The 25,309-nt window shown below is 70.4% G+C and carries 15 protein-coding genes; 5 read left to right on the top strand and 10 right to left on the bottom strand.

Going from position 1 to position 25,309, the window contains the following annotated elements; genetic code table 11:
- The first annotated feature begins 62 nt into the window (after window positions 1–62).
- Window positions 63–665: a YdeI family protein gene (locus QFZ58_RS32820; protein ID WP_307128502.1), complete on the top strand. Its 603-nt coding sequence runs from the start codon at window positions 63–65 to the stop codon at window positions 663–665.
- A gap of 111 nt (window positions 666–776) precedes the next feature.
- Here QFZ58_RS32820 and QFZ58_RS32815 read toward each other — a convergent pair whose 3' ends face one another.
- Window positions 777–1,202, bottom strand: a complete 426-nt coding sequence (locus QFZ58_RS32815) for a thioesterase family protein (protein WP_307128501.1) — start codon at window positions 1,200–1,202, stop codon at window positions 777–779.
- A gap of 309 nt (window positions 1,203–1,511) precedes the next feature.
- On the opposite strand from QFZ58_RS32815, the gene QFZ58_RS32810 reads away from it, so the two are divergent.
- On the top strand, window positions 1,512–4,538 hold the full coding sequence (locus tag QFZ58_RS32810) for a carbohydrate binding domain-containing protein (protein WP_307128500.1): 3,027 nt from the start codon (window positions 1,512–1,514) through the stop codon (window positions 4,536–4,538).
- A 51-nt stretch (window positions 4,539–4,589) separates the two neighbouring features.
- On the opposite strand, the gene QFZ58_RS32805 is transcribed toward QFZ58_RS32810, so the two are convergent.
- The 6 genes from QFZ58_RS32805 to QFZ58_RS32780 form a co-directional block, all read right to left on the bottom strand.
- Complete coding sequence (locus QFZ58_RS32805) at window positions 4,590–5,666, bottom strand: aldose epimerase family protein (protein WP_307128499.1); 1,077 nt, start codon at window positions 5,664–5,666, stop codon at window positions 4,590–4,592.
- A complete protein-coding gene (locus tag QFZ58_RS32800) occupies window positions 5,666–6,703 on the bottom strand; it encodes a LacI family DNA-binding transcriptional regulator (protein WP_307128498.1) in 1,038 nt (345 codons plus the stop codon). Before QFZ58_RS32800 ends, QFZ58_RS32805 begins: the two co-directional genes overlap by 1 nt.
- A gap of 64 nt (window positions 6,704–6,767) precedes the next feature.
- A complete protein-coding gene (locus QFZ58_RS32795) occupies window positions 6,768–7,817 on the bottom strand; it encodes an ABC transporter permease (protein ID WP_307128497.1) in 1,050 nt (349 codons plus the stop codon).
- Entirely contained in the window at window positions 7,814–8,812 is a 999-nt protein-coding gene (locus tag QFZ58_RS32790) for an ABC transporter permease (protein ID WP_307128496.1), read from the bottom strand. The genes QFZ58_RS32795 and QFZ58_RS32790 overlap by 4 nt, the downstream gene beginning before the upstream one ends.
- A complete protein-coding gene (locus QFZ58_RS32785; protein WP_307128495.1) occupies window positions 8,809–10,416 on the bottom strand; it encodes a sugar ABC transporter ATP-binding protein in 1,608 nt (535 codons plus the stop codon). The genes QFZ58_RS32790 and QFZ58_RS32785 overlap by 4 nt, the downstream gene beginning before the upstream one ends.
- 100 nt (window positions 10,417–10,516) lie before the next feature.
- Window positions 10,517–11,602, bottom strand: a complete 1,086-nt coding sequence (locus QFZ58_RS32780; protein WP_307128494.1) for an ABC transporter substrate-binding protein — start codon at window positions 11,600–11,602, stop codon at window positions 10,517–10,519.
- A 473-nt stretch (window positions 11,603–12,075) separates the two neighbouring features.
- Here QFZ58_RS32780 and QFZ58_RS32775 point away from each other — a divergent pair, with 473 nt between their 5' ends.
- Both QFZ58_RS32775 and QFZ58_RS32770 read left to right on the top strand, forming a co-directional pair.
- Window positions 12,076–14,520, top strand: a complete 2,445-nt coding sequence (locus tag QFZ58_RS32775; protein WP_307128493.1) for an RICIN domain-containing protein — start codon at window positions 12,076–12,078, stop codon at window positions 14,518–14,520.
- A gap of 43 nt (window positions 14,521–14,563) precedes the next feature.
- Window positions 14,564–16,915 carry an AbfB domain-containing protein gene (locus QFZ58_RS32770; protein ID WP_307128492.1) on the top strand — a complete coding sequence of 784 codons (2,352 nt, stop codon included), beginning with the start codon at window positions 14,564–14,566 and terminating at the stop codon, window positions 16,913–16,915.
- Between the two features lie 54 nt (window positions 16,916–16,969).
- Here QFZ58_RS32770 and QFZ58_RS32765 read toward each other — a convergent pair whose 3' ends face one another.
- On the bottom strand, window positions 16,970–17,809 hold the full coding sequence (locus QFZ58_RS32765) for a phytanoyl-CoA dioxygenase family protein (protein WP_307128491.1): 840 nt from the start codon (window positions 17,807–17,809) through the stop codon (window positions 16,970–16,972).
- Window positions 17,810–18,026: 217 nt separating this feature from the next.
- Between QFZ58_RS32765 and QFZ58_RS32760 the strand changes: the two genes are divergently transcribed.
- Window positions 18,027–19,046 carry a LacI family DNA-binding transcriptional regulator gene (locus tag QFZ58_RS32760; protein ID WP_307128490.1) on the top strand — a complete coding sequence of 340 codons (1,020 nt, stop codon included), beginning with the start codon at window positions 18,027–18,029 and terminating at the stop codon, window positions 19,044–19,046.
- Window positions 19,047–19,359: 313 nt separating this feature from the next.
- Here QFZ58_RS32760 and QFZ58_RS32755 read toward each other — a convergent pair whose 3' ends face one another.
- Window positions 19,360–22,686: a LamG-like jellyroll fold domain-containing protein gene (locus tag QFZ58_RS32755; RefSeq protein WP_307128489.1), complete on the bottom strand. Its 3,327-nt coding sequence runs from the start codon at window positions 22,684–22,686 to the stop codon at window positions 19,360–19,362.
- Between the two features lie 172 nt (window positions 22,687–22,858).
- Window positions 22,859–25,297 carry a GH92 family glycosyl hydrolase gene (locus QFZ58_RS32750; protein WP_307128488.1) on the bottom strand — a complete coding sequence of 813 codons (2,439 nt, stop codon included), beginning with the start codon at window positions 25,295–25,297 and terminating at the stop codon, window positions 22,859–22,861.
- Window positions 25,298–25,309: the final 12 nt, after the last annotated feature.

Below are 25,309 nucleotides of genomic sequence, written 5' to 3'. Positions count from 1 at the left end.
CTGTCCTACAAGGCGCCTAGCGTGTGAGGTACGTACTCGAACTCCGAGAAGGCGGTACCACCATGGTCGGCACACCGGCATCCGGCCCCGCGGGCGAAACCGGCGCGGAGCCTCGCGCCTTCGCGCGTGCCGAGGAACTCGAGTCCTGGCTCGGCATCCATCACGGGGTGCGGTCGGATCTCTGGCTGAAGCTCGCGAAGAAGGGTTCGGGCATCGAGTCGGTCACGGCCGCCGAGGTCATCGACATCGCCCTGTGCCACGGGTGGATCGACGGGCAGCGCAAGTCCCTCGACGAGGCGTACTACCTGCAGAGGATCTCGCCCCGCCGCCGGGGGAGCCAGTGGTCCCAGGTCAACGTACGCAAGGTGGAGGCACTGACGGCGGCCGGACGGATGCGGGAGCCCGGCCTCGCCGAGGTGCGGGCCGCGCAGGCGGACGGGCGGTGGGCGGCGGCGTACCCCTCGCAGAAGGAGGCCACCGTGCCCGGTGACCTCGCCGCCGCACTGGCCGCCGGCTCCCGGGCGGCGCAGCGCTTCGAGCAGCTGGGCAGGACGGACCGATACCTCGTCATCCTCCAGCTCGTACGCGCCAGGACACCCGAACTCCGGGCCGCGCGGCTCGCCCGGGTCGTGGCGAAGCTGGAGTCCGGCGAGAGCCCCTCCTGAGCCGCCCCCGGCGGCCGGACGGTGCCGGTGACCGCTGGTCCCGCGGTCCGGGCCGCCCGGAGTTCATCCCCTCCGGGGTGCGCGCCGCCCGGAGTTCAGGCCCTCCGGGGTTCAGTCCGTCCCGATGCCCAGGAGTTCGGGCTTCTCCGCCAGTGACGCCAGGCGTCCGGCCGGGTCCGCGATCAGCCGGCGGGCGGACAGGTCGAGCACGCCTCCCACAGCGTCGATCTCCGCCGCGACCGTCCCGTCCTCCTTGGTGATCCGCTGCCGGACCTCGAAGGTCTTGCCCGGGCCGTAGACGAACGCACAGCTCACCCGCACCCGGTCCCCGCCCCGCAGTTCACGCAGGTACTTCACCGTCACTTCCAGCTGCACCGGGCCCACTCCCTCGGCCAGCAGCTTCTCCTGCGGGACGCCGGCGTCCCGCAACAGCTCCCATCGGGCGTGTTCGGCGTACTGGAGATAGACGGCCTGGTTGAGATGGCCCTGGGTGTCGAGCTCGTAGCCGCGCACCGTGACGTCGACGGAATAGGTCATGCACGTCCGAACAGCGAGGGATGGCTCGCCATTCCTCGGCGCAGGTCAGGAGGCAGGTCACAAGGCAGGCCAGGACCGGACCGGCGTGCGGCCTCTTTACTCGTCTGTCATGCACGGGTAACTTCCTGTTGCCGCAAGGTGTTGCAGCAAGGTTCTGACAGCGTTTGCTGTCGGAGCGCATCACTCGCCCGAACCCCGAGGCGCGTCCGGGTTCTCCGGCGGGACTACGCAACCGCTCGCGGAGCGGATGTGCTGTCGGCAGCCGCGGTCCACCCGACCGCGGCCCTCCCCTGGAGACGAGACACACTCATGAGACGCACCCTCTTCCGGCTGCTGGGACGCCCACTCGCGGCGACCTGCGCGGCCACCGTGGTGCTGGGGCTCCTCACCTCCGCCCCCCGGACGACCGAGCCGGATCCGGCCGTGCCCGCGGCCGCCTCGGAGTCCACCGCCACCGTCTTTTATTACACGAAGACCAGGAACTGGTCCTCCTACGCACTGCATTACGCCCCCGACGGCGGCCCGTGGACCACCGTGCCCGGCGTGGCGATGCAAGCCGCGTGCACGGACTGGGTGAAGCGGACCGTCAGCCTGGGCAGCGCGTCGGGACTGACCGCGACGTTCAACGACACCGCGGGCGTGTGGGACAACAACGCCGGGAAGAACTACGCACTGGGCACCGGTGACATCACCGTCAAGGACGGCGTGGTCGCCCACAGCGACCCGTGCGACGGCAGCGGCTCGGACCCGGAGCCGAGCCCGCAGCCCGACGACCCGCACACGGCGTCGGTCTACTACTCGACCGCCATGGTCGGCTGGAGCACCACCAACCTGCACTACCGGCCGGCGGGCGGCTCGTGGACCACCGTCCCCGGCGTGGGCATGGAGGCCGCCTGCACCGGCTGGGTGAGGAAGTCGGTCGACCTGGGCGCCGCCACCACGATGCTGGCCACGTTCAACAACGGCAACGGTGTGTGGGACAACAACAACGGCGCCGACTACACGGTGCCGGCCGGTCTGACCACGGTGAAGGACAACAAGGTCACCGCCGCGGCCACGGACCCCTGCGCGGCCGAGACCCCGGACACCCAGGCGCCCACCGCCCCGTCCAAGGTGTCGGCGAGCGCCGACGGCGTGTCCGTCGTCCTGACGTGGGACCCCTCCACCGACGACCGCGGAGTGACGAAGTACCAGGTGACACGGACGGGAGGCACCAAGGGCACCGCCGTGAGCGATGTCGGCTCCACGGTGTACTCGGACACGGGGCTGGAGGCGAGGACGGCGTACAGCTACACCGTCAGGGCCGTGGACGCCGCCGGGAACGTGTCGTCCGCCTCGGCCGCCGCGAGCGCCACCACCGGGGAGAAGCCCACGGCTCCGGCCCCCGGCAAGCCACTGGGCACCGACCCCCGCAAGGATCCGATCTACTTCGTGCTCACCGCCCGCTTCAACGACGGTGACAGTGCGAACAACCGGGGCGGCAGCCAGCACACGAAGTCGGGCAACGCGGCCGACGACGACCCCATGTTCCGGGGGGACTTCAAGGGCCTGGTCGAGAAGCTCGACTACATCAAGGGCCTCGGCATGTCGGCTGTCTGGATCACCCCGGTGGTCCTCAACCGGTCCGACTACGACTACCACGGCTACCACGGCTACGACTTCTATGAGGTCGACTCCCGGCTCGAGTCCGCCGGCGCCTCGTACCAGGACCTCATCGACGCGGCCCACGCCAAGGGCATGAAGATCTATCAGGACGTCGTCTACAACCACTCCTCCCGCTGGGGCGCCAAGGGCCTGTTCACCCACAAGGTGTACGGAGTCCGCGACGCGCAGTGGAGCTGGTACTACGACGAGAAGAACGAGGGCTTCGAGTACGACGGCCTGACCGTCGAGCCCAAGTCCGGGAAGTCGTACTACAACGGCGATCTGTGGTCCACGGCCGAGCCCTCGGGCAACACCTGCGTCAACTGGGGCACCCCCACGCGGTCCACCTCGCCGGAGGGCTACCGGATCTACAACTGCCAGTGGCCGAGCCCCACCTCGGGAATGTTCCCGAAGGCGTACTACCACAACTGCTGGATCGGCAACTGGGAGGGTGAGGACTCCCGCAGCTGCTGGCTGCACGAGGATCTCGCCGACTTCGACACCGAGAGCACGCCCGTGCAGAACTACCTGATCGGCGCCTACGACAAGTACATCGACATGGGCGTCGACGGCTTCCGCGTCGACACCGCCGTGCACGTCCCCCGCACCACGTGGAACCGGCGCTTCCTGCCGGCCATCCAGGAGCGCGTCACCCAGCGGTTCGGCGCCGAGGCGGCGAAGAACTTCTTCGTCTTCGGTGAGGTCGCCGCCTTCGTCAACGACAAGTGGAACCGAGGCTCCGTCAACCACTCGGCGCAGTTCTACACCTGGAAGGAGCGCAAGGAGTACAGCGCGGACGACGAGAAGGCCGCCCTGGAGATGTACGACTACGAGCAGCAGCAGGGCACCGGCTCGCAGCCGACGTCCACCAACGCCTTCCTGGACGGCAACGCCTACCACAGCCCGGACCACAGCAGGTTCTCCGGGATGAACGTCATTGACATGCGCATGCACATGAACTTCGGTGACGCCGGCAACGCCTACAACAACGGCAGGGACTCCGACGACAGTTACAACGACGCCACCTACAACGTCGTCTACGTCGACAGTCACGACTACGGGCCCAACAAGAGCAGCGAACGGTACGCCGGCGGCACTGACGCCTGGGCCGAGAACATGTCGCTGATGTGGACCTTCCGGGGCATCCCCACGCTCTACTACGGCTCCGAGATCGAGTTCCAGGCCGGCAAGAAGATCGACTGCGGGCCCACCTGCCCGCTGGCCACGACCGGGCGGGCGTACTACGGTGCCCACCTCGCCGGCGACGTCAAGGCGTCGGACTTCGGCACGGTCGCCTCCGCCTCCGGCGCGGTCGCCGACACCCTGGCGAAGCCGCTCGTCAAGCACGTCCAGCGGCTCAACCAGATCCGCCGCGCGGTGCCGGCCCTGCAGATGGGCCAGTACTCGACACAAGGCATCACCGGCTCGATGGCCTACAAGCGCCGCTACACCGACGCGGCGAGCGGTACGGACAGTTTCGCCCTGGTGACCGTCTCGGGCGGCGCCACGTACACGGGCATCCCCAACGGCACGTACAAGGACGCCGTCACCGGGGCCGCCCAGGTCGTCACGGGCGGCACGCTCGCCGTCCCGGCCCCGGGGAAGGGCAACCTGCGGGTGTACGTCCTCGACCTCGGCGGCAGGAACGCGGCCCCGGGGAGGATCGGGTCTGCGGGCGCCTACCTCAAGTGACACGGGTGGGGCGGGCGCCCACCACGGGCGCCCGCCCCACCGGCTCGCCGGTCACCCCGCTCGGCCCGGCGTCAGGTGCGGGAAGCGCAGTTCGGTGCGGCTGCGCGCGATGTCGCCGGGAAGCAGGACGGCAGTGGGGAAGTCCGGCCGGTTGGGCGAGTCGGGCAGGCGCTGGGTCTCGAGGCAGACCGCGCCGTGGCGTTCGTGGCGGCGGCCGGTGGTGTCGGTGAACGCCCCGTCGAGCTGGTTGGCGGTGTAGACCTGGATGCCGGGCTCGGTGGTCCATACCTCCAGGACACGGCGGGCGTCCGGTGCGGTGAGCCGCGCCGCGCGGCGCACGCCTGCGCCGTTGCCGCGCAGTACCCAGCTGTGGTCGAAGCCGCCGGCGTCACGCAGCTGTTCGTGGTCGTGCCCGAGCCGTTCCCCGAGGACGCGGGGCACGGTCAGGTCGAAGGGGGTGCCCCGGACCTCGGCCGGAGCGCCCTGGGGGATGCCGTCGCCGTCCACCGGCAGATAGGTGTCGGCGTCGACCTCGAGGCGGTGGCCGAGGATGTCGCCGTGGCCGGCCAGGTCGAAGTAGGCGTGGTTGGTGAGGTTGACGACCGTGGGGCGATCGGTGACCGACGCGTAGTCGACGGCCAGGGTGCCGGCCGTGTCGAGGGTGTACGTGACGGTGCAGTCGAGCGCCCCGGGGAAGCCCATGTCGCCGTCGGGGCTGTGCAGGGTGAGCCGTAGGCACGCGGTGTCGCCGGTGGTGTCCGCGGTGGCGTCCCACACCTTGGTGTGGAAGCCCTCGGGGCCACCGTGCAGGGCGTGGCCGCGGTCGTTGGCGGGGATGTGGTGCGTGACACCGTCCAGGGTGAAGCGCCCGTGCGCGATGCGGTTGGCGTACCGGCCGACCACGGCGCCGAAGTACGGGTGCTTGGCCGTGTAGTCGTCGACGGTCGCCAGTGAACGGACGACCGAGGCGGTGGCGCCCGTGGTGTCGGGCACGATGAGGCGGTGCACGGAGGCGCCGTAGGTCAGTATCTCCGCCCGGACTCCCGCACCGCTGTCGAGGGTCCACAGGTGGGTCGGGGTGCCGTGGGCGGAGCCGAACGGGGTGCTGTGCACGGTGGGGCGCGGCATCAGAGGTCCTTGGGAAGAGCGGTGGCAGGCCCGGGTGCGGTGGACTCCCGGACGATGAGGCGGTAGCCGGGGCGTGGCCTGCGTGGTTCTGCCACCGGCTTGCCGGAGAGCCGTTCGACGAGGCTGTCGACGGCCAGGCGGGCGATGGCCTCCTTGTCCGGGGCGATGGTGGTCAGCGTGGTGGTGCCGTAACTGCTCTCCTCGATGTCGTCGAAGCCGACGACGGCGATGTCGTCCGGGATGCGCAGGCCGCGTGCCGTGATGGTCCGCATCGCGCCGATGGCGATCAGGTCGTTGTACGCGAACACGGCGTCGGGCCGCTCCCCCCGGTCCAGGAGGGCCGCCATGCCGGCGGCACCGTCCTCGCGGCCGTAGCCGTCGGTGACCACGACCAGACTCTCGTCCGGCACGATCCCGGAGGCGGCGAGCTCCTCACGCCAGCCTCGCAGCCGCAGGTGCGCGGGCTGGCGTTCGCGGCCGGTGCGCGAACCGAGGAAGGCGATCCTGCGGTGCCCGTGGTCGACGAGGTGGCGCACGGCATCGCGGGCCGCCGCCACGTTGTCGATGGCGATGTGGTCGTACGGAGCCTCGTACTCGCGCTCGCCGAGCAGGACCAGCGGCGCCGTCTCGGTGCGCGCCATGAGGTCCTCGGTCTCCAGGTGGATGGGGCTGAGGATGAGCCCGTCGATCACGTGCGACCGGAAGCCCTGGCTGACCAGGAGCTCCTTCTCCCGCAGGCCCGCGGTGTGGTCGACCAGCACCGTGTAGTCGTGCCGGGCGGCCGCGTCGACGACCGCCCCGGCGAGCTCCGCGAAGTAGGGGTTGCCGAATTCGGGGACCGCTAGGGCGATGATGCCTGTGCGGCCCTTGCGCAGGTGGCGTGCGGTGAGGTTCGGCCGGTACCCGAGCTCGTCGATGGCCTGTTGCACCTTGGCGCGCATGGCGGGTGTGACGTGCTGATAGTTGTTCACCACGTTCGACACGGTCTTGATGGACACGCCCGCCCGTTGCGCAACGTCCTTGAGGCTGACGCCCACGGCACTCCTTGGCTCGACTCGGCTCTTCGGCTCGGTGGCTCTGCTCGGCACAGCTGGTTCGCGGTCAGGTGCTTCTGCGACTGCGCGCCAGATAGCGCTGGGCCACCACGACAACGATAAGGAAACCTCCGCTGACCACCGACTGGTACGAGGAGTTGAGCGAGCCGATCTGATTGATCAGGTTCTGGATGACGGCGAGCAGCAGGACGCCCCAGAGCGTGCCGCTGATCGAGCCCGCGCCACCGATGAGCAGGGTGCCGCCGATGACGACGGCGGAGATGGCGTCGAGCTCCATGCCGACACCGACGATGGTGACGCCGGACGACAGCCTCGCCGCGTTGAGCGCGCCGGCCAGTCCGGCCAGCAGACCGCTCAGCGTGTAGACGAGGATCTTGGTACGGGCGACGGGGAGGCCCATCAGGGTGGCTGCGTCGCTGCTGCCGCCGACGGCGAAGAGCGTCTGCCCGAACGAGGTGCGCTGCAGGACGAGTCCGCCGGCGCCGAAGAGGACGAGGGCGATCAGGATCGGGTAGCCGAATCCCCAGACGGCGCCCTGGCCCAGGTCGCCGAAGGCGGAGTCCTTGGGCACCAGGTAGGTGGTGGCGCCTTCGTCCGTGATGGCGAGCAGCAGGCCACGGGCGGCCAGCAGGGTGGCGAGCGTGACGATGAAGGGGGCCATGTTCCCCCGGGCGATCAGCAAGCCGTTGAGCAGGCCTATCACGCCGCAGACGGCGAGGGGTACGAGCAGCGCGGCGAGGAATCCGTACTGCGAGGCCCATGCGGCGAGGACTCCGCCCAGGGCGAAGACCGATCCGACGGACAGGTCGATGCCGCCGGTGATGATGACCATCGTCATGCCGAGGGCGACCACGGCGAGGAACGACGCCTGGATGGTCACCCCGCGGGCGTTGTCCAGGGAGGCGAAGGTCGGATAGATGAAGGAGGCGGCGATCACGACGGTCAGCAGGACCGCGAGGACGCCCTGCCTCTGGAGGAGTTCGGCGGCTCGCTGCCGGCCCGTCGGCCCGGAACCCGCGACGGGGCGGGGCGCGGCCGACTTCCGCGGCGCCGGCGCGGGCGCCGGGACGGTGGGTGCGGGTGTGGTTTCGTTCATCGGGACCGACGCTCCCGGGCGACGTAGACGGCGGCGATGATGATGGCCGCCTGGGCGATCTGTGCGGTGGAGTCGGGCAGGTCGTGCTTGACGAGCGTGGCGCGCAGGAGCTGCATCAGCAGGGCGCCCGCCACGGTGCCGAGCACGCGGACGGACCCGCCGTTCAGGGGCGTGCCGCCGACGACGACGGCCGTGATGGCGGAGAGCTCCATGAGGGTGCCGAGCGAGGACGGGTCGCTGGCGGTGAGCCGGGCCGTGGCGAGGATTCCGGCGAGGGCGGCGAGGACACCGCAGAGCACGTACACGCCGATGAGGACCCGCTTGACGGGAAGACCCGCGAGGGCGGCGGCGGAACGGTTGCCGCCGACGGCGACGATCTGCCGGCCGAAGGTGGTGCGCTGGACCAGGAAGGCCACGGCGACGGCGAGGACCCCGGCGATCAGGACGACCAGCGGGATTCCGAGGAAGGAACCGGTTCCCAGCGACAGCAGGTCGGGGTTGACGATCTGCTTGAGCTGGCCGTCGGCCATGACCAGGGCGAGTCCGCGGCCTCCGACGAAGAGGGCGAGCGTGGCCACGATGGGCTGCAGCCCGATGAGGGAGACCAGGCTGCCGTTGACGGCTCCGACGACCGCGCCCGCAAGGAGGGAGACGACGAGCGCGGGCACCAGCCCGTATCCGAGGTAGAGCGGCAGGAAGGCGGCGGCGAGCGCCATGGTCGAGCCGACGGACAGGTCGACACCCTCGGTGCCGATGACCAGGGCCATGCCCAGGGCGACGATGACGATGGGGGCGACCTGGACGAGCTGGGTACGGAAGTTGTCGGCGGTCATGAAGTGGTCGGTGAACAGTGCGTTGAAGAGCAGCACCACCGCCACGGCGACGTACACGCCGTACTCCTGGTACCAGGCGGGGTCACGCAGCCGGGCCAGGGGGGACACGGCCCGGCCGGGCCGTGCGGGCTTGCTGGGTGGCGAGACGGCGGTCTGGGTCATCGGGGGTCCTCCTGAGCGGCCGGGGTGTCGTCTCCCGGTGCCGGTGCGTGGTCGGCGAGCACTTCGAGAAGCCTGCTCTCAGCCACGTCGTCACCCGCCAGTTCGCCGGCGACGGCCCCGCCGCGCAGGACGACGATCCGGTCGGCGCCCTCGATGAGTTCCTCGATGTCGGAGGAGATGAGCAGGACGGCGAGGCCCTCGCGGGCGAGGTCGTCGATGAGGCTCTGGACCTCGGCCTTGGCTCCGACGTCGATGCCCCGGGTGGGCTCGTCGAGCAGCAGGACCTTGGGTTCCAGGCAGAGCCAGCGGGCCAGCAGGACCTTCTGCTGGTTGCCGCCGGAGAGTTCACCGACCTTCTGCTCGGGGCTCGACGCCTTGATCCGCAGGCGCTTCATGAAGATGTCGACGATCCGGTCCTGCTTGGCGCGGGAGACGACACCGGCCCGGGACAGCCGCGGCATGGCCGCCAGCACGATGTTCTCGCGGACCGAGAGGCCGGGGACGATGCCCTCCGCCTTGCGGTCCTCGGGCAGCAGGCTGATACCCGCCCTGATGGCGGCGGCCGGGGTGAGCCGCTTCAACGCGGTTCCGTCGACGGTCAGTTCACCCGAGTCCAGCGGCAGGGCGCCGGACAGTGCCTTCGCCGTCTCGCTGCGGCCCGAGCCGAGGAGACCGCCGAGGCCGAGCACCTCGCCGCCGTAGAGCGACAGGGATATGTCGTGGAGCTGGAGGCGGCTGTTGAGGCCCGTGGCGGTCAGTACGGGAGTACGGGCGGCCTCGTGGCCTTCGGCGGCGAAGTTGGTGACACCGGCGCGGCGGACCTCGGCCAGGTCGCGGCCGAGCATCATCGACACGAGTTGCATCCGGTCGAGGTCGGCGAGGTCACCGGTGTGGATGTGGCGGCCGTCGCGCAACACGGTGACTCGGTCGCAGATCCGGTAGAGCTCGTCCATGCGGTGGCTGACGTAGAGCACGGCGATGCCCTGGCCGCGCAGGTCCTCGATGACGCGGAAGAGGGTTTCCACCTCACGCGGTTCGAGTGAGGAGGTGGGTTCGTCCATGATGACGACCTGGGCGTTGACCGAGACCGCCCGTGCCAGGGCGACCATCTGCTGGGTGCCGATCCCCAGGGTGTGCAACGGCCGGCGGGGGTCGACGCGTACGCCGAAGCCGTCGAGCAGTTCCGTCGTCTCGCGGTGCATGCGCGAGAAGTCGATGAGGCCGAAGCGGTTACGGGGTTCTCGGCCGAGGAAGATGTTGCGCGCCACGCTCATCAGCGGGACGAGGTTGACTTCCTGGTAGATCGTGGAGATACCGGACTGCTGGGCCTCGAACGGCCGGGCGAATCTGACCGGCTCGCCCGCGAGTCGCAGTTCACCGCCGTCGGGCCGGTACACACCGGTCAGCACCTTGATGAGGGTGGACTTGCCCGCGCCGTTCTCCCCCACCAGCGCGTGGGTCTCCCCGGCGCGCAGGGAGAAGGAGACGTCGTCGAGGGCGACGACGCCGGGGAACCGTTTGCTCACCGAGCGGGCTTCGAGCACGGCGGTGGCGGCGTGCGCGGCCGTCCCCGGTGCCTGAGGTACTGCTTCGGGTGGTGCCATGGCTGGTCTTGGCCTTCCGCTGTTCCAAGGGTGTGGGCCGGGAGGCCGCCGTGGCGTCGTCTGTGACACGGCGGCCGGGGCCGTTGGTGACCTGAGCGGATCAGTACGCCCCGCCGAGCGATTCCTTGGCGTTGGTCTCGTCGTACGCGCGGTCGGTGATGATGACGTTCTCGGGGATCTCCTCGCCGCCGTAGAACTTCTGGGCCGTCGCGAAGGCCAGCGGACCGAAGCGGGGGTTGGACTCGATCACGGCGTTGTACTCGCCGTTGACCAGGGCCTGGACTGCGTTGCGGGTACCGTCGACCGAGACGATCTTGACGTCCTTGCCGGGCTTCTTGCCGGCGGCCTTCAGCGCGGTCACCGCGCCGAGGCCCATCTCGTCGTTCTCCGCGTAGACAGCGGTGATGTCCGGCTTGGACTGGATGAGCTGCTCCATGACCTGCTGGCCCTTGTCACGGGCGAACTCGCCGGTCTGCTGGGCGACGATCTCGATCCCGGGTGCCTCGGCCTTGATCCGGTCGACGAAGCCCTTGGTGCGGTCGGTGGTCACGTTGTTGCCCGAGGCGCCGAGGAGGATGGCGACCTTGCCCTTGCCGTCGGTGGCCTTGATCATCGCGTCGGCGGCGCGCTTGCCCTGCTCGACGAAGTCGGAGCCGAGGAAGGCCAGGTAGTCCTGGCACGCCGTGGAGTTGACCTTGCGGTCGATGGTGAGGACGGGCACCTTCTTCGCGGCGGCGGCCTTGAGCGCGGGCTCCAGGCCGTCGGAGTTGAGCGGGGCGACGATGAGGAACTGCGCACCCTGGGAGAGCATGTCCTGGATGTCGCTGATCTGCTTGGACAGCTGCGACTGCGCGTTGGTGGTGAGCAGCTTCTTGACGCCGGTCTTCTTCGCCTCGTCCTTGATGGACTGGGTCTCGGCGATACGGAACGGGTTGGCCTCCTTCTCCGACTGGGAGAAGCCGACCACCGCGTTCTTCAGGTCGAGCTTCGGTGCTCCGTAGGTCTGCAGCGAGCAGCCGGCACCGGAGGTGGCCTCGGGGGTCTTCGCCGCCTGCGCTCCCTGGCTGCTGTCACCACCCGCGTTGTCCGTGGTCTCCGACTTCGAGCAGCCGGAGGCGGCCAGCGTGGCGGTTGCGGCCAGCAGGCAGGCCGCGGCGAGGGTACGGGATCGACGCTGGGTCATCATGCGCGGGACGCTCCTTGGCGGGATGACGGCACGCCGTTCGGCGCGCGGTCGGGCATGGCTGGACGATGCATCGGCCGCTCGGCGGCAGATGGCACTGCACCCTCACGACCCGCTTCGAGCTGCGAAAACTGTGGTCGTGAGAGCCTGTGCGGCCTCTCGGCGGCTCGGTTTACAACGTTATATAGGCGGGGCGGCGCGTGCGGCAAGAGAGTTGCCGTTGCGTTTCCAAAACGTGTCACCCCGGCACGCGCCGCGCGGCGCACCCACCGGCGGCCGGTTCGGAACCAGCCCGTGCGCCACCTATGGACACCCGCTTGACGGCGTGCTGTCATACCGCCGACGTCAATTTTCCAACGTTGCAGAGACGTTGTCGCCCCCGGACCCGTGTGCGACAGCCGCACCTTCGCCATGCGCCGGACCCGCCCGGCCCGGTCGTGTCCCCCACCGGCAGAACAGAAGCGGAGCACCTCGCGATGTCCCTGAACCGCAGGCAACTCATGACCGGCGCCATGGCCACGGCCGCCGCGGCGTCCATGTCCGGCCGCTGGGCCTCCACCGCGACCGCGGCGCAGAACAAGGTGACTGCCGTACGGGGCGGCCACTACTCCCCCAACGCCGCTCCCCTGCACCCGACGGCGTTCCTGAAACTGCCGCCCGGGCGGATCACGGCGCGCGGCTGGCTCGCCGGCCGGCTCCGGCTCCAGCTGGACGGCCTGTGCGGCCGGTACGCGGAGCGCTCCCACTTCCTGGAGTTCGAAGCGTCCGGCTGGGTGCACCCCGACCGGGGCGGCTGGGAGGAGGTCCCCTACTGGCTCCGCGGGTACACCGACCTGGCGATCGTCACCGGTGACGCGACAGCGCTGGCGGCCACCCGCCGCTGGCTCGACGCGATCCTCGCGACCCAGCAGACCGACGGCTTCTTCGGTCCCAGGTCCCTGCGGACGTCACTCGGCGGCGGCCCCGACTTCTGGCCGTTCCTGCCTCTGCTCCAGGCGATGCGTTCCTGGCAGGAGTACACCGGCGACGCCCGGATCATCCCCTTCCTCAGCCGGTTCTTCCGTTACATGAACGCCCAGGGCCCCGGTGCGTTCGACACCAGCTGGATCGCGCTGCGCTGGGGCGACGGCCTCGACAGCGTCTTCTGGCTGTTCAACCGCACCGGCGACACGTTCCTGCTGGACCTCGCCGACAAGATCCACCGCTACGGCGCCGACTGGGGCGACAACCTGGTCAACCCGCACAACGTCAACATCGCGCAGGGCTTCCGCGAACCCGCCCAGTACGCCCTGCGCAGTGGCTCGGCGCAGGACACCCGCGACACGTACGGGACCTACCGCAGAGCCATGGACGCGTACGGGCAGTTCCCCGGCGGCGGCTTCGCCGGGGACGAGAACGCCCGCCCCGGGCACGGTGACCCCCGCCAGGGCTTCGAGACCTGCGGCATCGTCGAGTTCATGGCGAGCCACCAGCTCCTCACCCGGATCACCGGCGACCCGCTGTGGGCGGACCGCTGCGAGGAGCTGGCCTTCAACTCGCTGCCCGCCGCGCTGGACCCGTCGGGCAAGGCGATCCACTACATCACCAGCGCGAACAGCGTCGACCTGGACAACGCCCCCAAGCGGGACCGGCAGTTCCAGAACGGCTTCGCGATGCAGGCGTACCTGCCCGGTGTCGACCAGTACCGGTGCTGCCCGCACAACTACGGCATGGGCTGGCCGTACTTCCTCGAGGAACTCTGGCTCGCCACCCCGGACGGCGGTCTGGCCGCCGCGATGTACGCCGCCTGCGAGGTCACCGCCAAGGTCGCCGACGGCACGGAGGTCACCTTCACCGAGGAGACCGACTACCCGTTCACGGACACGGTCACGCTCTCGCTGAAGTCGCCGAAGCCCCTGCGCTTCCCCCTGGTGCTGCGGATCCCCGCCTGGTGCGGCGAACCGCGGATCGAGGTCAACGGGCGCCCGGTCGCCGCCCCCGCGGGCCCCGCCTTCACGCGTGTCGACCGGACCTGGGCCGACGGCGACCGGGTCACCCTGAGCTTCCCCCAGCGCACGACCGTGCGGACGTGGACGGACAACCACGGTTCGGTGAGCGTCGACCACGGACCGCTCACCTACTCGCTGCGCATCGGAGAGGAGTACCGGCGGATCGGCGGCACCGACCGGTTCCCCGAGTACGAGGTGCACGCCACCGGCGCCTGGAACTACGGGCTCGTCCTGGACGGGAGCGCGCCGGCCTCCTCCCTGCGCCACCACGCCCGGCGACGGGCCCCGGGCGCCGACCCGTTCACGCTCGGCGGCACCCCGCTCACCATGACCGCCCGCGCCCGCCGCATCCCCGAGTGGGGCGCGGACGACGAGCACGTGGTGGCGCCGCTGCAGGACAGCCCGGCGCGCAGCACCGAGCCGGTGGAGGAGGTCACGCTCGTGCCGATGGGTGCCGCGCGGCTGCGGATCACGTCCTTCCCGACGGCCGCCCCTGACGGGGCCCCGTGGCTCGCGGACCGCTGGTACCGGATCGGGAACCGGCACTCGGGCAAGGTGCTGGGCGTCGATCTCATGTCGACCGCGAACAGCGCCCACGTCGTCCAGTTCGGTGACACCGGGACGGCCGATCACCTGTGGCGGCTCGTGGCCGAGGGCGACGGCTGGTACCGCATCCGCAACCAGCACTCGGGCAAGGTGCTGGGCGTCGACCTCATGTCCACCGCGAACAGCGCCCACGTCGTCCAGTACGACGACAACGACACCCCGGACCACCTCTGGCAGCTCGTGCCGGACGGCGGCGGCTGGTACCGCATCCGTAACCGCAATTCGGACAAGGTGCTCGGTGTGGACGGCATGTCCACCGCCGACAGCGCGCACGTCGTCCAGTACGACGACAACGGCACCGCCGACCACCTCTGGCAGCTCCTCTGATCCCGCTCCTCCCGATGAGACGCACCCCACGAGAAGGAGAACGATGAATCCCGTACGCGAGCCAGGCCGCGGTCCCTGGTGGAGACGCTTAACCGCCGGCACGGGGCTGCTGGCCCTCGTCGCGACCGCACTGGTGGGCGTCGGCGCGCACTCCTCCCAGGCCGCGGCCGCCGCCTGGGCGCCGAAGCCCTCCCCGATGACCACGCCGTGGACCAGCCAGGTCCCGGTCGACAAGCCGCTTCCGGAGTACCCGCGGCCCCAGCTCACCCGGCCGGACTGGGCCAACCTCAACGGCATCTGGGACTTCGCCGTGACCGGCCGTGACGCCGGTCAGCCCGCCGCCTTCTCCGAGCAGATCCGGGTCCCCTTCGTCGCGGAATCCGCGCTCTCGGGCATCAAGCGCAAGATCACCGAGAGCGACAAGCTCTGGTACAAGCGCACCTTCACCGTGCCGGCGGACTGGAACGGCCGGCGGGTCGTGCTCAACTTCGGTGCCTCCGACTGGCAGAGCACCGTCTGGGTCAACGGCACCCAGGTCGGCGCCCACAAGGGCGGCTTCGACGCGTTCTCCTACGACATCACGCCCCAGCTGAACGGCGGCACGAACACCGTCGTGGTCTCCGTCTACGACCCTACGCAGACGGGCGGCCAGGCCGTCGGCAAGCAGCGGATCAACGACGTGAACCCGCACTCGGGCGGCGGCATCTTCTACACCGCGGCCTCCGGCATCTGGCAGACCGTCTGGCTGGAGCCCGTGGCCGCCGCGCACATCACCCGGCTGGACATGACGCCGAACCTCGGCGACAGCACCCTCCGGGTGAAGGCGCAGACGGCCGGCGCGGCGGGCCGGACCGCCCGGGTCACCGTCTCCAGCGGCGGCACCGTGGTGGGCACGGCGACCGGAACCCCCGGTACGGAGATCTCCGTACCGGTGCCGAACCCCCGGCTGTGGAACCCGGACGACCCGTTCCTGTACGACGTACGCGCCGAACTGCTCGACCAGGCCGCCGTGGTGGACACCGTGGGCAGTTACGCGGGCATGCGGTCGATCGCCGTCGCCAAGGTCGACAACGTGCTGCGTCCCGTCCTCAACGGGAAGTTCGTCTTCCAGACCGGCACGCTCGACCAGGGTTACTGGCCGGACGGCATCTACACGGCGCCGACCGACGCCGCCCTCAGGTCGGACCTGCAGGCGCACAAGGACCTGGGCTTCAACATGGTCCGCAAGCACATCAAGGTGGAACCGCAGCGCTGGTTCTACTGGGCGGACAAGCTGGGCCTCCTGGTCTGGCAGGACATGCCCGCGATGGACACCGGCAAATCCCCCGACGGCGCCGCCCGCACCCAGTGGGAGGCCGAGTACCACGCGGTCATCGACCAGCACCGCAGCTCCCCCTCGCTGGTCATGTGGGTCGACCAGAACGAGGGCTGGGGCCAGTACGACCAGGCGAGGATCGCGAACGAGGTGAAGGCGTACGACCCCTCGCGGCTGGTGAACAACATGAGCGGGGTCAACTGCTGCGGTTCCGTGGACGGCGGCAACGGCGACGTGATCGACAACCACGTCTACGTCGGCCCCGGCAACACCGCACCCACCGCGACCCGGGCCGCGGTCCTCGGTGAGTTCGGCGGCCTGGGCTACAAGGTGCCGGGCCACGAGTGGTATCCGGGCGGCGGCTTCAGCTACGAGGACCAGGCGAGCGTCTCCGCGCTGAACAACCGTTTCGTCGGGCTCCTCGACAGCATCCGCGTCGGCCAGCTGCCCGCCGGGCTCTCGGCTTCGGTCTACACGGAGATCACCGACGTCGAGAACGAGGTGAACGGCCTGCTCACCTACGACCGGCAGGTGGTCAAGGTGGACACCGCCCGGGTGAAGGCCGCCAACCAGGCCCTCATCCAGGCCTCCAGGACCCCCGCACCCCCGGTCACCCTGCCCACCGGCCAGTACAAGTCGCTCCGGGTCACCACGCCCGGCCATACGAACAAGTACCTGCGCCACTCCCAGGAGCTCGCCTACACGGCCGTCGTCGACGGCGGCAGCAGCACGCTGCTGAAGAACGACGCCACCTGGAAGATCGTCACCGGCCTGGCGAACGGCAACTGCTATTCGCTGGAGTCCCGCAACTACCCCGGTGAGTACCTGCGCCACAGGGACTTCCGGGTCCGCCGCGACGCGGACGACGGCTCAGCCCTCTTCAAGGCCGACGCCACGTGGTGCGCGATCGCGGGTCAGGGCGGGGTACGGCTGTCGAGCGCCAATCTTCCCGGCAGCTATCTGCGCCACATCGACTCGGAGGTGTGGCTGGCCTCTCCGGGCGGCGGTCACGCGTGGGACAACGCGGCCACCTTCACCGAGGACACGACGTGGGCGGTGGACGCGCCCTGGGCGCCCTGAGGTGAGCCACCGGGCCCGGCGGCCGGCCCCGTCCGGCCGCCGGGCCCGGTGTCCTCACGCGTCGCCCATGACCAGGCCTTCGATGGTGTGCTTCTGGACGATGGGGGCCAGTTCCTCCACCACGGGGCAGTGCAGATGCGCCCTCACCCGCCCGGGCAGGGAAGCCCAGTAGGAGCGGGTCACCGCCATGTCGTGCTGGGCGTCGTTGCCCGCGCCGGGAGCGTCGACGCCCAGCACCAGAACCGGCCGGGCGTCGGGCGAGTGGTTCGCCGTCCCCCGGTGGATCGTCAGCGCGGAACGGGCCGAGATGTCCCCGCGCCGCGGGTACTTGCGCTCCGCGAGGGCGGCGTAGCGCGGGTAGGCGTCGCGGGGCGGGAACATCCCGTGGCCGAAGCCCGGGTCGTCGTCCCACTGGGTGCCCGGCGCGATCTCGAACGGGCCCATGTCGTCGCGCGTGTCCACAGCGGTGAGGTTGAAGGCGAGGGACGTCAGCCGGCGACCGTGCCGGGTGGCGTCCGGCATGGGGAAGTCCCGGTGCCAGGGCTGGTTCACCGCTCCGGCCAGCGGGACGTCGAAACCCAGCTCGACGATGCGGTAGTCGGGTCCCAGGACGGCCTCCGACAGCGCACGCACCCAGGGATGGTCGACCAGGTCCACGAAGCCCCGGAGCTGCTCCGGGTGGATTTCCACGTAGTACCGGTGGGGCCCCCGGCCGACCGCCCCGCCTTCCCGGCCGCGTGCCTCGGCGAAGGCCTCCTCGATGTCCTCCCGCATCACGTCGGCCCACTCCGGAGCGAACGCGCCCCGGTGGGCGGTGATGCCGGCCGTGTACAGGTCCTGGACGGCCGCATCGAGGTGCAAGGAGTGAGCGGCGGTGGTCGCGGCCTCGGTCATGACAGTGGTCCTCTCATCGGTGGGGGCAGCAGGGACAGCACGCAGGCGACGAGGTCGCGTTCTCTCGTCGCGTCCTGCCGGCCCGCCCATTTTGCAACGTTGCAATCAACGAAGCAATAGGGAGCGCGCATCGTGGCGGGCATGGGCTGTTACGGTGCTCAGCGCAGAGAGCGCGGCCACAGGCCGCCCCGCACGGAGGAACAGGAGCTCACCGATCGTGGCAGCGAGACTCAAGGACGTGGCCGCGCTCGCGGGAGTGTCCGTCCGGACCGTCTCCAACGTCGTGAGCAACGCCGCGGCCGTCGCACCGGGAACGCGCGCCCGGGTCATGGCCGCGGTCGAGGAACTGGGCTACCGCCCCAACCTCGCCGCCCGCAACCTCCGGCAGGGGCGCACCGGACTCATCGGGGTGGCCGTGCCCGAGATCCACTCTCCCTATTTCGGCGCACTGGCCGGTCTCCTCATCGACGCGGCGCAGGAGCGCGGATGGACGGTGCTCCTGGAGCGGACCGGCGGGCGGGCGGACCTGGAGCGGCGCCTTCTGGACGGCTCCGAGGGCCACCAGGTCGACGGGATGATCATCAGCCCGTGGTCGACGTCTCCGTCCGAACTGGCCTCGCTCGCGGGGGGCCTGCCACTCGTCGTCCTCGGTGAGCTGGAGCCGGACGGGTCCATCGACCACGTGGCCGTGGACAACCTGGAGGCCGCGCGTGACGCGGCCCGCCATCTGGTCTCGCTGGGCCGTCGGCGCATCGCGGCGATCGGCCTGCAGTCCGGACTGGGCCACGGCACGGCCGAACTGCGGGCCGAGGGGTTCCGCCAAGGGCTGCGGGAGGCCGGCTTGGCACCGGTGGCCGAGGTGGAGGTGGCCGATCTGCACCGGGCGGAGGGGGCGCGGGCCCTGCGGGCACTGCTGAGGATGCCCGGTTCCGTCGACGCCGTCTTCTGCTTCAGTGACGAACTCGCCCTCGGTGCCCTGCGCGTGGCCGCCGAACAGGCCGTGCGGGTGCCTGAGGACCTGGCGCTGATGGGGTTCGACGACATCGAGGACGGCCGGTTCGCCGCACCCTCCCTCACCACGATCGCCCCGGACCGGGAGCAGATCGCCGAACGCGCGGTGCAGTGTCTGACCGAGCGTGTCTTCGGCCGGCTCCAGGCGCTGCCCGCCCGCCGGATCGTGGTCCCGCACCGCGTGGTGGCCCGGGAGAGCACCGGGACCGCGGTCTCCCCGGTGTGACGGCCGGGCCGGGGCCACGCCGGGCCGGGGAGCCGGAGTGGACCGTCGGTGGCGTCGGGGCTGACCTCCGAGCGGCCTTCGGACCGGTCCGTCTCCGCCATGGCGGCGACGGGGCCGCAGTGCCGGCGAGGGAGTGCGTGGAGGCAGTCCTCCAGCCGGCTCCTGGGCAGGGCCGGCGTCAGGTGGGTGCGTCCCGGTTCCTGCGCGGCCGACGGTCGTCCACGCCTTGCGGTCGAGGCCGTGGACAGGCCGGCGCTCCCGGCAGTGCGGCGCGCGTGCGCGCACTGCCGGGAGCGGTCCTGCGGGGGTGCCCCTACGGCTGTTCGCCGTCGTGGAGCGCGGTCACCTCCTGGTCGGTGAGCGCCTTGTCGTACACCTTCACCTGGTCGACGGAACCGTTCCAGAAGTCGGTGTTGCCGCCCGACCACTTGGCGCGTCCCACCGAGAGCGCGCCGGTGCTGACGTCGGCGGGCCCGGCCGCGGCGGTGGCCGCGAGCTCGCCGTCGACGTACAGCTTGATCTCGTCACCGCTGCGCACGCCGACCAGGTGGTACCACTGGCCGAGCTCGGGGTTCAGCTCCAGTCGGGCCCGGTGGGCGCCCGGGGTGGAGAAGGCGAACCCGCCCTGGCCGTACTGGAGGTAGAACGGGTTCTCCTGGCGCCGGCCGTCCTGGCTGACGACGGTGGCGTAGTTGCCCGGGAGCGCGTCGAGCGATGCCCAGGCCGACACGGTGTAGTCACCGGTGGTGTCGACGACCGGGCCGTCCGTCTCGGCGTACTGGCCCGCACCGTCGAACTTCAGTGCCGAACCCTGCACGCCCGGTGCCCAGGACGTTCCCTCGGAGAGGGTGAGGTCCTTGTGGTTCGGGCCGCTGTCGGCGGCCTTGGTTCCCTTGTCCTCGTCGAGGGCCCAGGCACCACCGCCCTTGATCGCGTCCCGCTCGCCCGCGGCCGCACCGGCGGCGATGACTTCCTGGTTGATCTTCCGCACCTTGGCCGCGTCGACCTTGATCTCGCGGCGGTCGTACGTCCAGAGACCGTTGAGCTCGTTCTCCAGGTCGGTCACCTGGGTGTAGATGGAGCCGGAGAGTTCGGCGCCCGCCGCCTCCAGGTAGTACGTGCGGGTGTTGTCGACGTACTTGGCGGTCAGGGCGTCCTTGTCCGCGACACCGCTGTAGATCGCGGTGGGTGCACCGGGCCACATGTGTCCGGGCATCCGCAGGGTGAAGCCACCGTGCTCCCCGTCCATGGCGGCGCGGCTGTCGTCGGGGAATGCCGGGTCGGTGTTGTTGTAGTCGTGGTGGTCGATGATGTCGCCCTTGCCGGAATCGCCCTTGGAGTTGCAGCAGTTGACACCGCTGTGGGCGTTGACGACCCGGGAGGGGTCAGCGGCCTGGACCCTTTCGGTGATCTTGCCGGTCTCGGTGCGGTCCCACTCGCCCCAGCCCTCGTTGAAGACGATCCAGGCGCCGATCGAGGGGTAGTTGTGCAGCTGCTCCATCATCTCGGCCCCCTGGTCGAGGAAGGCCTTCTGGCCCTTCTCGCCGGTGATGTTGCCGGAGACGAAGTCCTGCCACACCAGGAGACCCAGCTGGTCGGCGTGGTAGTACCAACGGGCCGGCTCGACCTTGATGTGCTTGCGGACGGAGTTGAAGCCGAGGTCCTTCTGCGCCTTCAGGTCGAAGACCAGGGCCGTGTCACTGGGCGCCGTGTTCAGGCCGTCGGGGTAGAAGCCCTGGTCGAGTTGGGCGAGCGAGAAGAACGGCTTCCCGTTGAGCACCAGCTTCTGGTAGCCGCCGACCTCGGCGACGCCGAAGGAGCGCATACCGAAGTAGCTGTCGACGGTGTCCTTGGAGCGGCCGTCCTTGAGGGTGACCTCCAGGTCGTACAGGTACGGGTCGTCCGGCGTCCACAGGTGCTGCCTGGCGACCGGAAGGCTCAGTTCGCTGTTGGCGGGGCCGGTGACCCTGCCTACGACCTTGCCCTTCCTGTCACGGGCGACGGCGGTGATCCGGGCCGACTCCGAGGCGTCCCCGGAGTTGACCGTGAGGGCGAGCCGGCCCTTGCCGATGTCGGGCGTGGTCTTCAGGGAGTCGACGGCCGCGGGGGCGACGGGCTCCATCCAGACGGTCTGCCAGATACCGGAGGACGCGGTGTAGAAGATGCCGCTGGGGTTCGCGGACTGCTTGCCGGTGGGCTGGTCGGCTCCGGTGGTGTCGGTGACCGCGACCACGATCTCCTGGGGGCCGCTGCCCTTGAGCGCGTCGGTGACGTCGGCGCTGAAGGCGGTGTAGCCGCCGGTGTGCTCGGCGACCTGCTTGCCGTTCACCCAGACCCGCGCCTGGTAGTCGACGGCGCCGAAGTTGAGCTTCAGGCGGTCGTCGCCGCCCCGCTTGCCGACCGACCAGCTCTTGGGCACCGTGACGAGCTTGCGGTAGAACATGTGGTCTTCGTGGCGCTCGAGTCCGGAGAGCTGGGACTCGACGGGGTAGGGCACGGTGATGCGCTCGTCGAGCGCCTTGCCGAAGACCGGCTGCTCACCGGCGGTGGCTCCCGCGAACTCCCAGGGTCCGTTGAGGTTCTTCCAGTCGTCGCGCACCTGCTGCGGGCGGGGGTACTCCGGCAGCGGGTTGTTGCGGTCGACCTTGTCGCCCCACGGCGTGGTCAGCCGGTGCGTGGAGAGGTTCTTCGCCCTGCGGCTGATCTCCGGGACGGTCTCGTCGCCGTTCTTCAGACCGCCCTCACCGTCGTACGCGAACCTGACCTGCTGGCCCTTCTGGACGGCTGCGCCCAGGGTGACGACGAGCGCCTTGGGGTTGCCGGACGCCCTGACCACCGACTTCACGGGCATCGGCGTGGTGTCCGCCTCGATGGCGAGGTGGTTCTTCACGTCCTCGACGCCGCTGAGCTCGTTCTCGAAGGTCGCCTGCACCTCGAGGCCGTTCCCGGCGACGCTCAGCCCGACCGGGTAGACCTCGAAGTCGGACGGCGGGGTGAAGGCCGACTCGGGCACGATCTGCTTGGCCAGCTTCGCGCTCGACCAGCGCAGGAACATGTTCGCCCCGCCGGTGTCCTGGAACATCTCCAACCGGAACGAGTGCGGTTCACCGGCCTTCAGGGCGACCGGCGCACTGGTCTGCTCCTTGTCCCAGTCCGGCTGCCAGTGGTCGATGACGGCCTTGTCGTCGATGAAGAGCCGGAAGCCGTTGTCACCGATCGCGGCGAAGGTGTAGTCGCCGGTCTCCGGGGCCTGGATCTGCCCCGTCCAGCGGGCGGTCGTGTGCTCGGTCTTCCCGGTGGCCGACTCGAAGGCACCGGTCAGGCCGGGGAAGTTGATCTCCGGGTCGAGTGCGACGGCGCCGAGCTTCGCGAAGTCACGGGCGCCCGGGGCGGACATGGCGAAGTACTCGCCCTTGAGTCCGTGCGGCTCGGTGGAGGGGTCCTCCGCCGTGAACGCCGATGCGGAGGCGGCGCCCGCGGCGGGGGCTGCGGCGGCGGCCGGGACCAAAGTGGCCCCCAGGGGGAGCAGCAGCGCCGCCGTACAGGCGAGTGATCTGAAGAGCGTGCGGGGGCGGGCAAGTTGTCGTATCAAGGCGTCGTCCTCGTCGAAGAAGCCGGAGTGCCCCGGACCGCGGAGCACTGCACATAGTCGAACATTGAGCCACAGCCTCAAACACCTGACAACGGTCGTGCACGCAGAATTTTCAACGATAGAAAATTGAGACCGTCCCTGTCCCCCACGCCGGGCACGCCTGGCCCGGCGAGCGGCGTCGCGCCGCCCACCGGGAGCCGGGCCGGGGTCCGGCGATGGGCTACTGCGGCATAGCCGCAGGCCCCGTGGCCCAGGACGTGTTCGGACGGTCCGCGAGGCGGTAGGTCAGCGACCCTCCCCGGGTGACCAGCCGGGCAGGCGTCCAGGAGCTGTCGCTCGTCCGTCCGTCGATCTTCACCGCGTCGATGTACGGATGTGTCGCATCAGCCTGCGGAGCGCTGATCGTGATGTCCGTACCCTGCGGCCGGTCCAGCACGGCGGACGGGAAGAGCGGCGCCCCGAGCAGCAGGGTGGCGCTGCCCGGCGTCCGGGGGTAGATCCCCAGGGCCGAGAAGACGTACCAGGCCGACATCGTGCCGAGGTCGTCATTGCCCGGCAGGCCGCGCGGGCCGGTTCCGTACACCGTGTCGACGATCTCACGTACCGTCTCCTGGGTCTTCCACGGCTGTCCCAGCGCGTTGTAGAGCCACGGGGCGTGGATGCCCGGTTCGTTGGTCGGGTCGTAGCGCAGCGCGTCGCCGCCCTTGACCGACCAGGAGCCGTCCGCCTTGTGGAAGAAGGCGTCGAGCCGCTTCGCCGCGACGTCACGGCCGCCCATGGCCCCGGCGAGCCCCTGTACGTCCTGCGGAACCATCCAGGTGTAGGTCGCACTGCTGCCCTGGGCGAAACCCCGGTCGCTGCCGGGGGCGAACGGTGTCAGCCAGGAGCCGTCGACGTTGCGCGCCTGGGCGTAGCCGGTCGTTCCCGCACCGTCGCCCGCCGCCGGGTTGAAGACGTTGCGCCACCAACGGCCGCGTTCCTCGAAGGCCTTGGCCTCCTCGTCCCGCCCGAGCAGGCGGGCCCAGCGGCCGAGCGCGTCGTCGGCGACCGCGTCCTCCAGGGTCTCGGCGGCGCCGCCCCAGCAGTGGCAGACGTCCTGGGCCGCGTAGTGGGATTCGAGGTACTGGGCGAGGTTGGGCCGCTGGCCGGCGCACTGGCCGGGGCATCCCGCGTCGGAGAGGCCGTCCGGGTGGGGCACCGTGGCCTGGCGGGCCAGGGAGCCGAAGGCGCCCTCGTGGTCGAAGTTGCGTACGCCCATCGCGTAGAACGTGGCGAGGGTGGCCGCCGAGGGATCGCCCGTCATCACGTGGGTGGCGCCGTTGACGTGCACCCACCGGTCCCACACGCCGCCGTTCTGCCGGGCGAAGTTGTACAGCGACTGGGCGAAGTCCCCCGCGATCCTCGGCTTGAGCAGGGCGAGGAGCTGGATCTGGGCGCGGTACTGGTCCCAGCCGGAGAAGTTGCTGTACTGCGCCCCCTGGTCGCGCGTCACGCGGTGCGGCACGCCGTCCATGCCCGGGTAACGGCCGTCGGTGTCGCTGATGAGGTTCGGCTGCATCAGTGAGTGGTACAGCGCGGTGTAGAAGGTGGTCCGCCGGTCCTCGCTGCCCCCGCCGATCCGTACGGAGCCGAGCTCCCGGTCCCAGGCGCGGGACCCGGCCCGGGCCACGTCGTCCACGCCCGCCCGGGGTGCGATCTCCTCGCGGAGGTTGGCCTCGGCCCCCGCCCGGCTCACGTACGAGATCCCGATGCGCATGTGGACGTCGGCGTCCGTGGTGGTGTCGAAGCCGACCCACCCGCCGGACCCCTTCCCGGCGCGGTCGGCTCCGGTGGCGTATCCCTCGCCACCGCTTCCCGAGGTCGCACCCGGGGCGAGGGCGCCGTCGCGCCAGGTGCCGGTCGAGGCGAAGTCACGGTCGAAGGTCGCGCTGAAGTGCAGCCGGTAGTAGCTCTTGCGGTTGTTGGTGCCGCCGTTGGCCCGCCGGCCGCAGAACGCCCCGGTGAGCACCGACCCCGTCACCTTGCGGTGCGCGGCGTCGATCTCGATGTCGGCGTCCTCGCTGCCGTTGAGGGAGTTGGACACCCGGAAGAGGAGATTGGCGGGCTTGCCGGCCGGGAAGCCGAAGTCGGCCACACCGGCTCGCTCGCTGACCGCCAGGTCGGCGGTGGCTCCGGATTCCAGCCCGACGGTGTAACGGCCCGGTACGGCGCGTTCGTCGGCGTGCGAGAAGCCGGACGCGTAGACGGCGTCCTTGGTGTCGGCGGACGGCGAGGAGGTCACGTCGCCGACGAACGGCATGATCGGCACATCACCGGCGGCACCCGGATTGCACCCGGCGCCATTGACGTGGGTGAGGCTCAGTCCCCGCATCCGGGTCACCCCGTACTCGTAGCCGTTGGCCGCTCCGGTGCTGGTCTGGTCGCCCGTGGTGCTGGTCGGCGACCAGGCGATCATGCCGTACGGGAGGGTCGCACCGGGGAAGGTGTTGCCACCGCTCGCCGTGCCGATCAGCGGATCGACGTAGGCGGTGGGGTGCGCGACGGGCGCGTCGGCCTGGGCGGCCGGCGACACGACGGCGCCGGCGAGCGCGCCGGTGAGCGCGAGCGCGGCGGCTCGCGCGGCGAGGCGCCGGGCCGCGCGGGACGGTTTGGACGGCATGTCTCGGGTACC

Origin of the sequence: Streptomyces sp. B1I3, from assembly GCF_030816615.1 — a bacterium.
Classification (GTDB): Bacteria; Actinomycetota; Actinomycetes; order Streptomycetales; family Streptomycetaceae; genus Streptomyces.
Note: the sequence above shows the minus strand (reverse complement) of the source record. Positions and strands in the feature narration are given on the sequence as shown.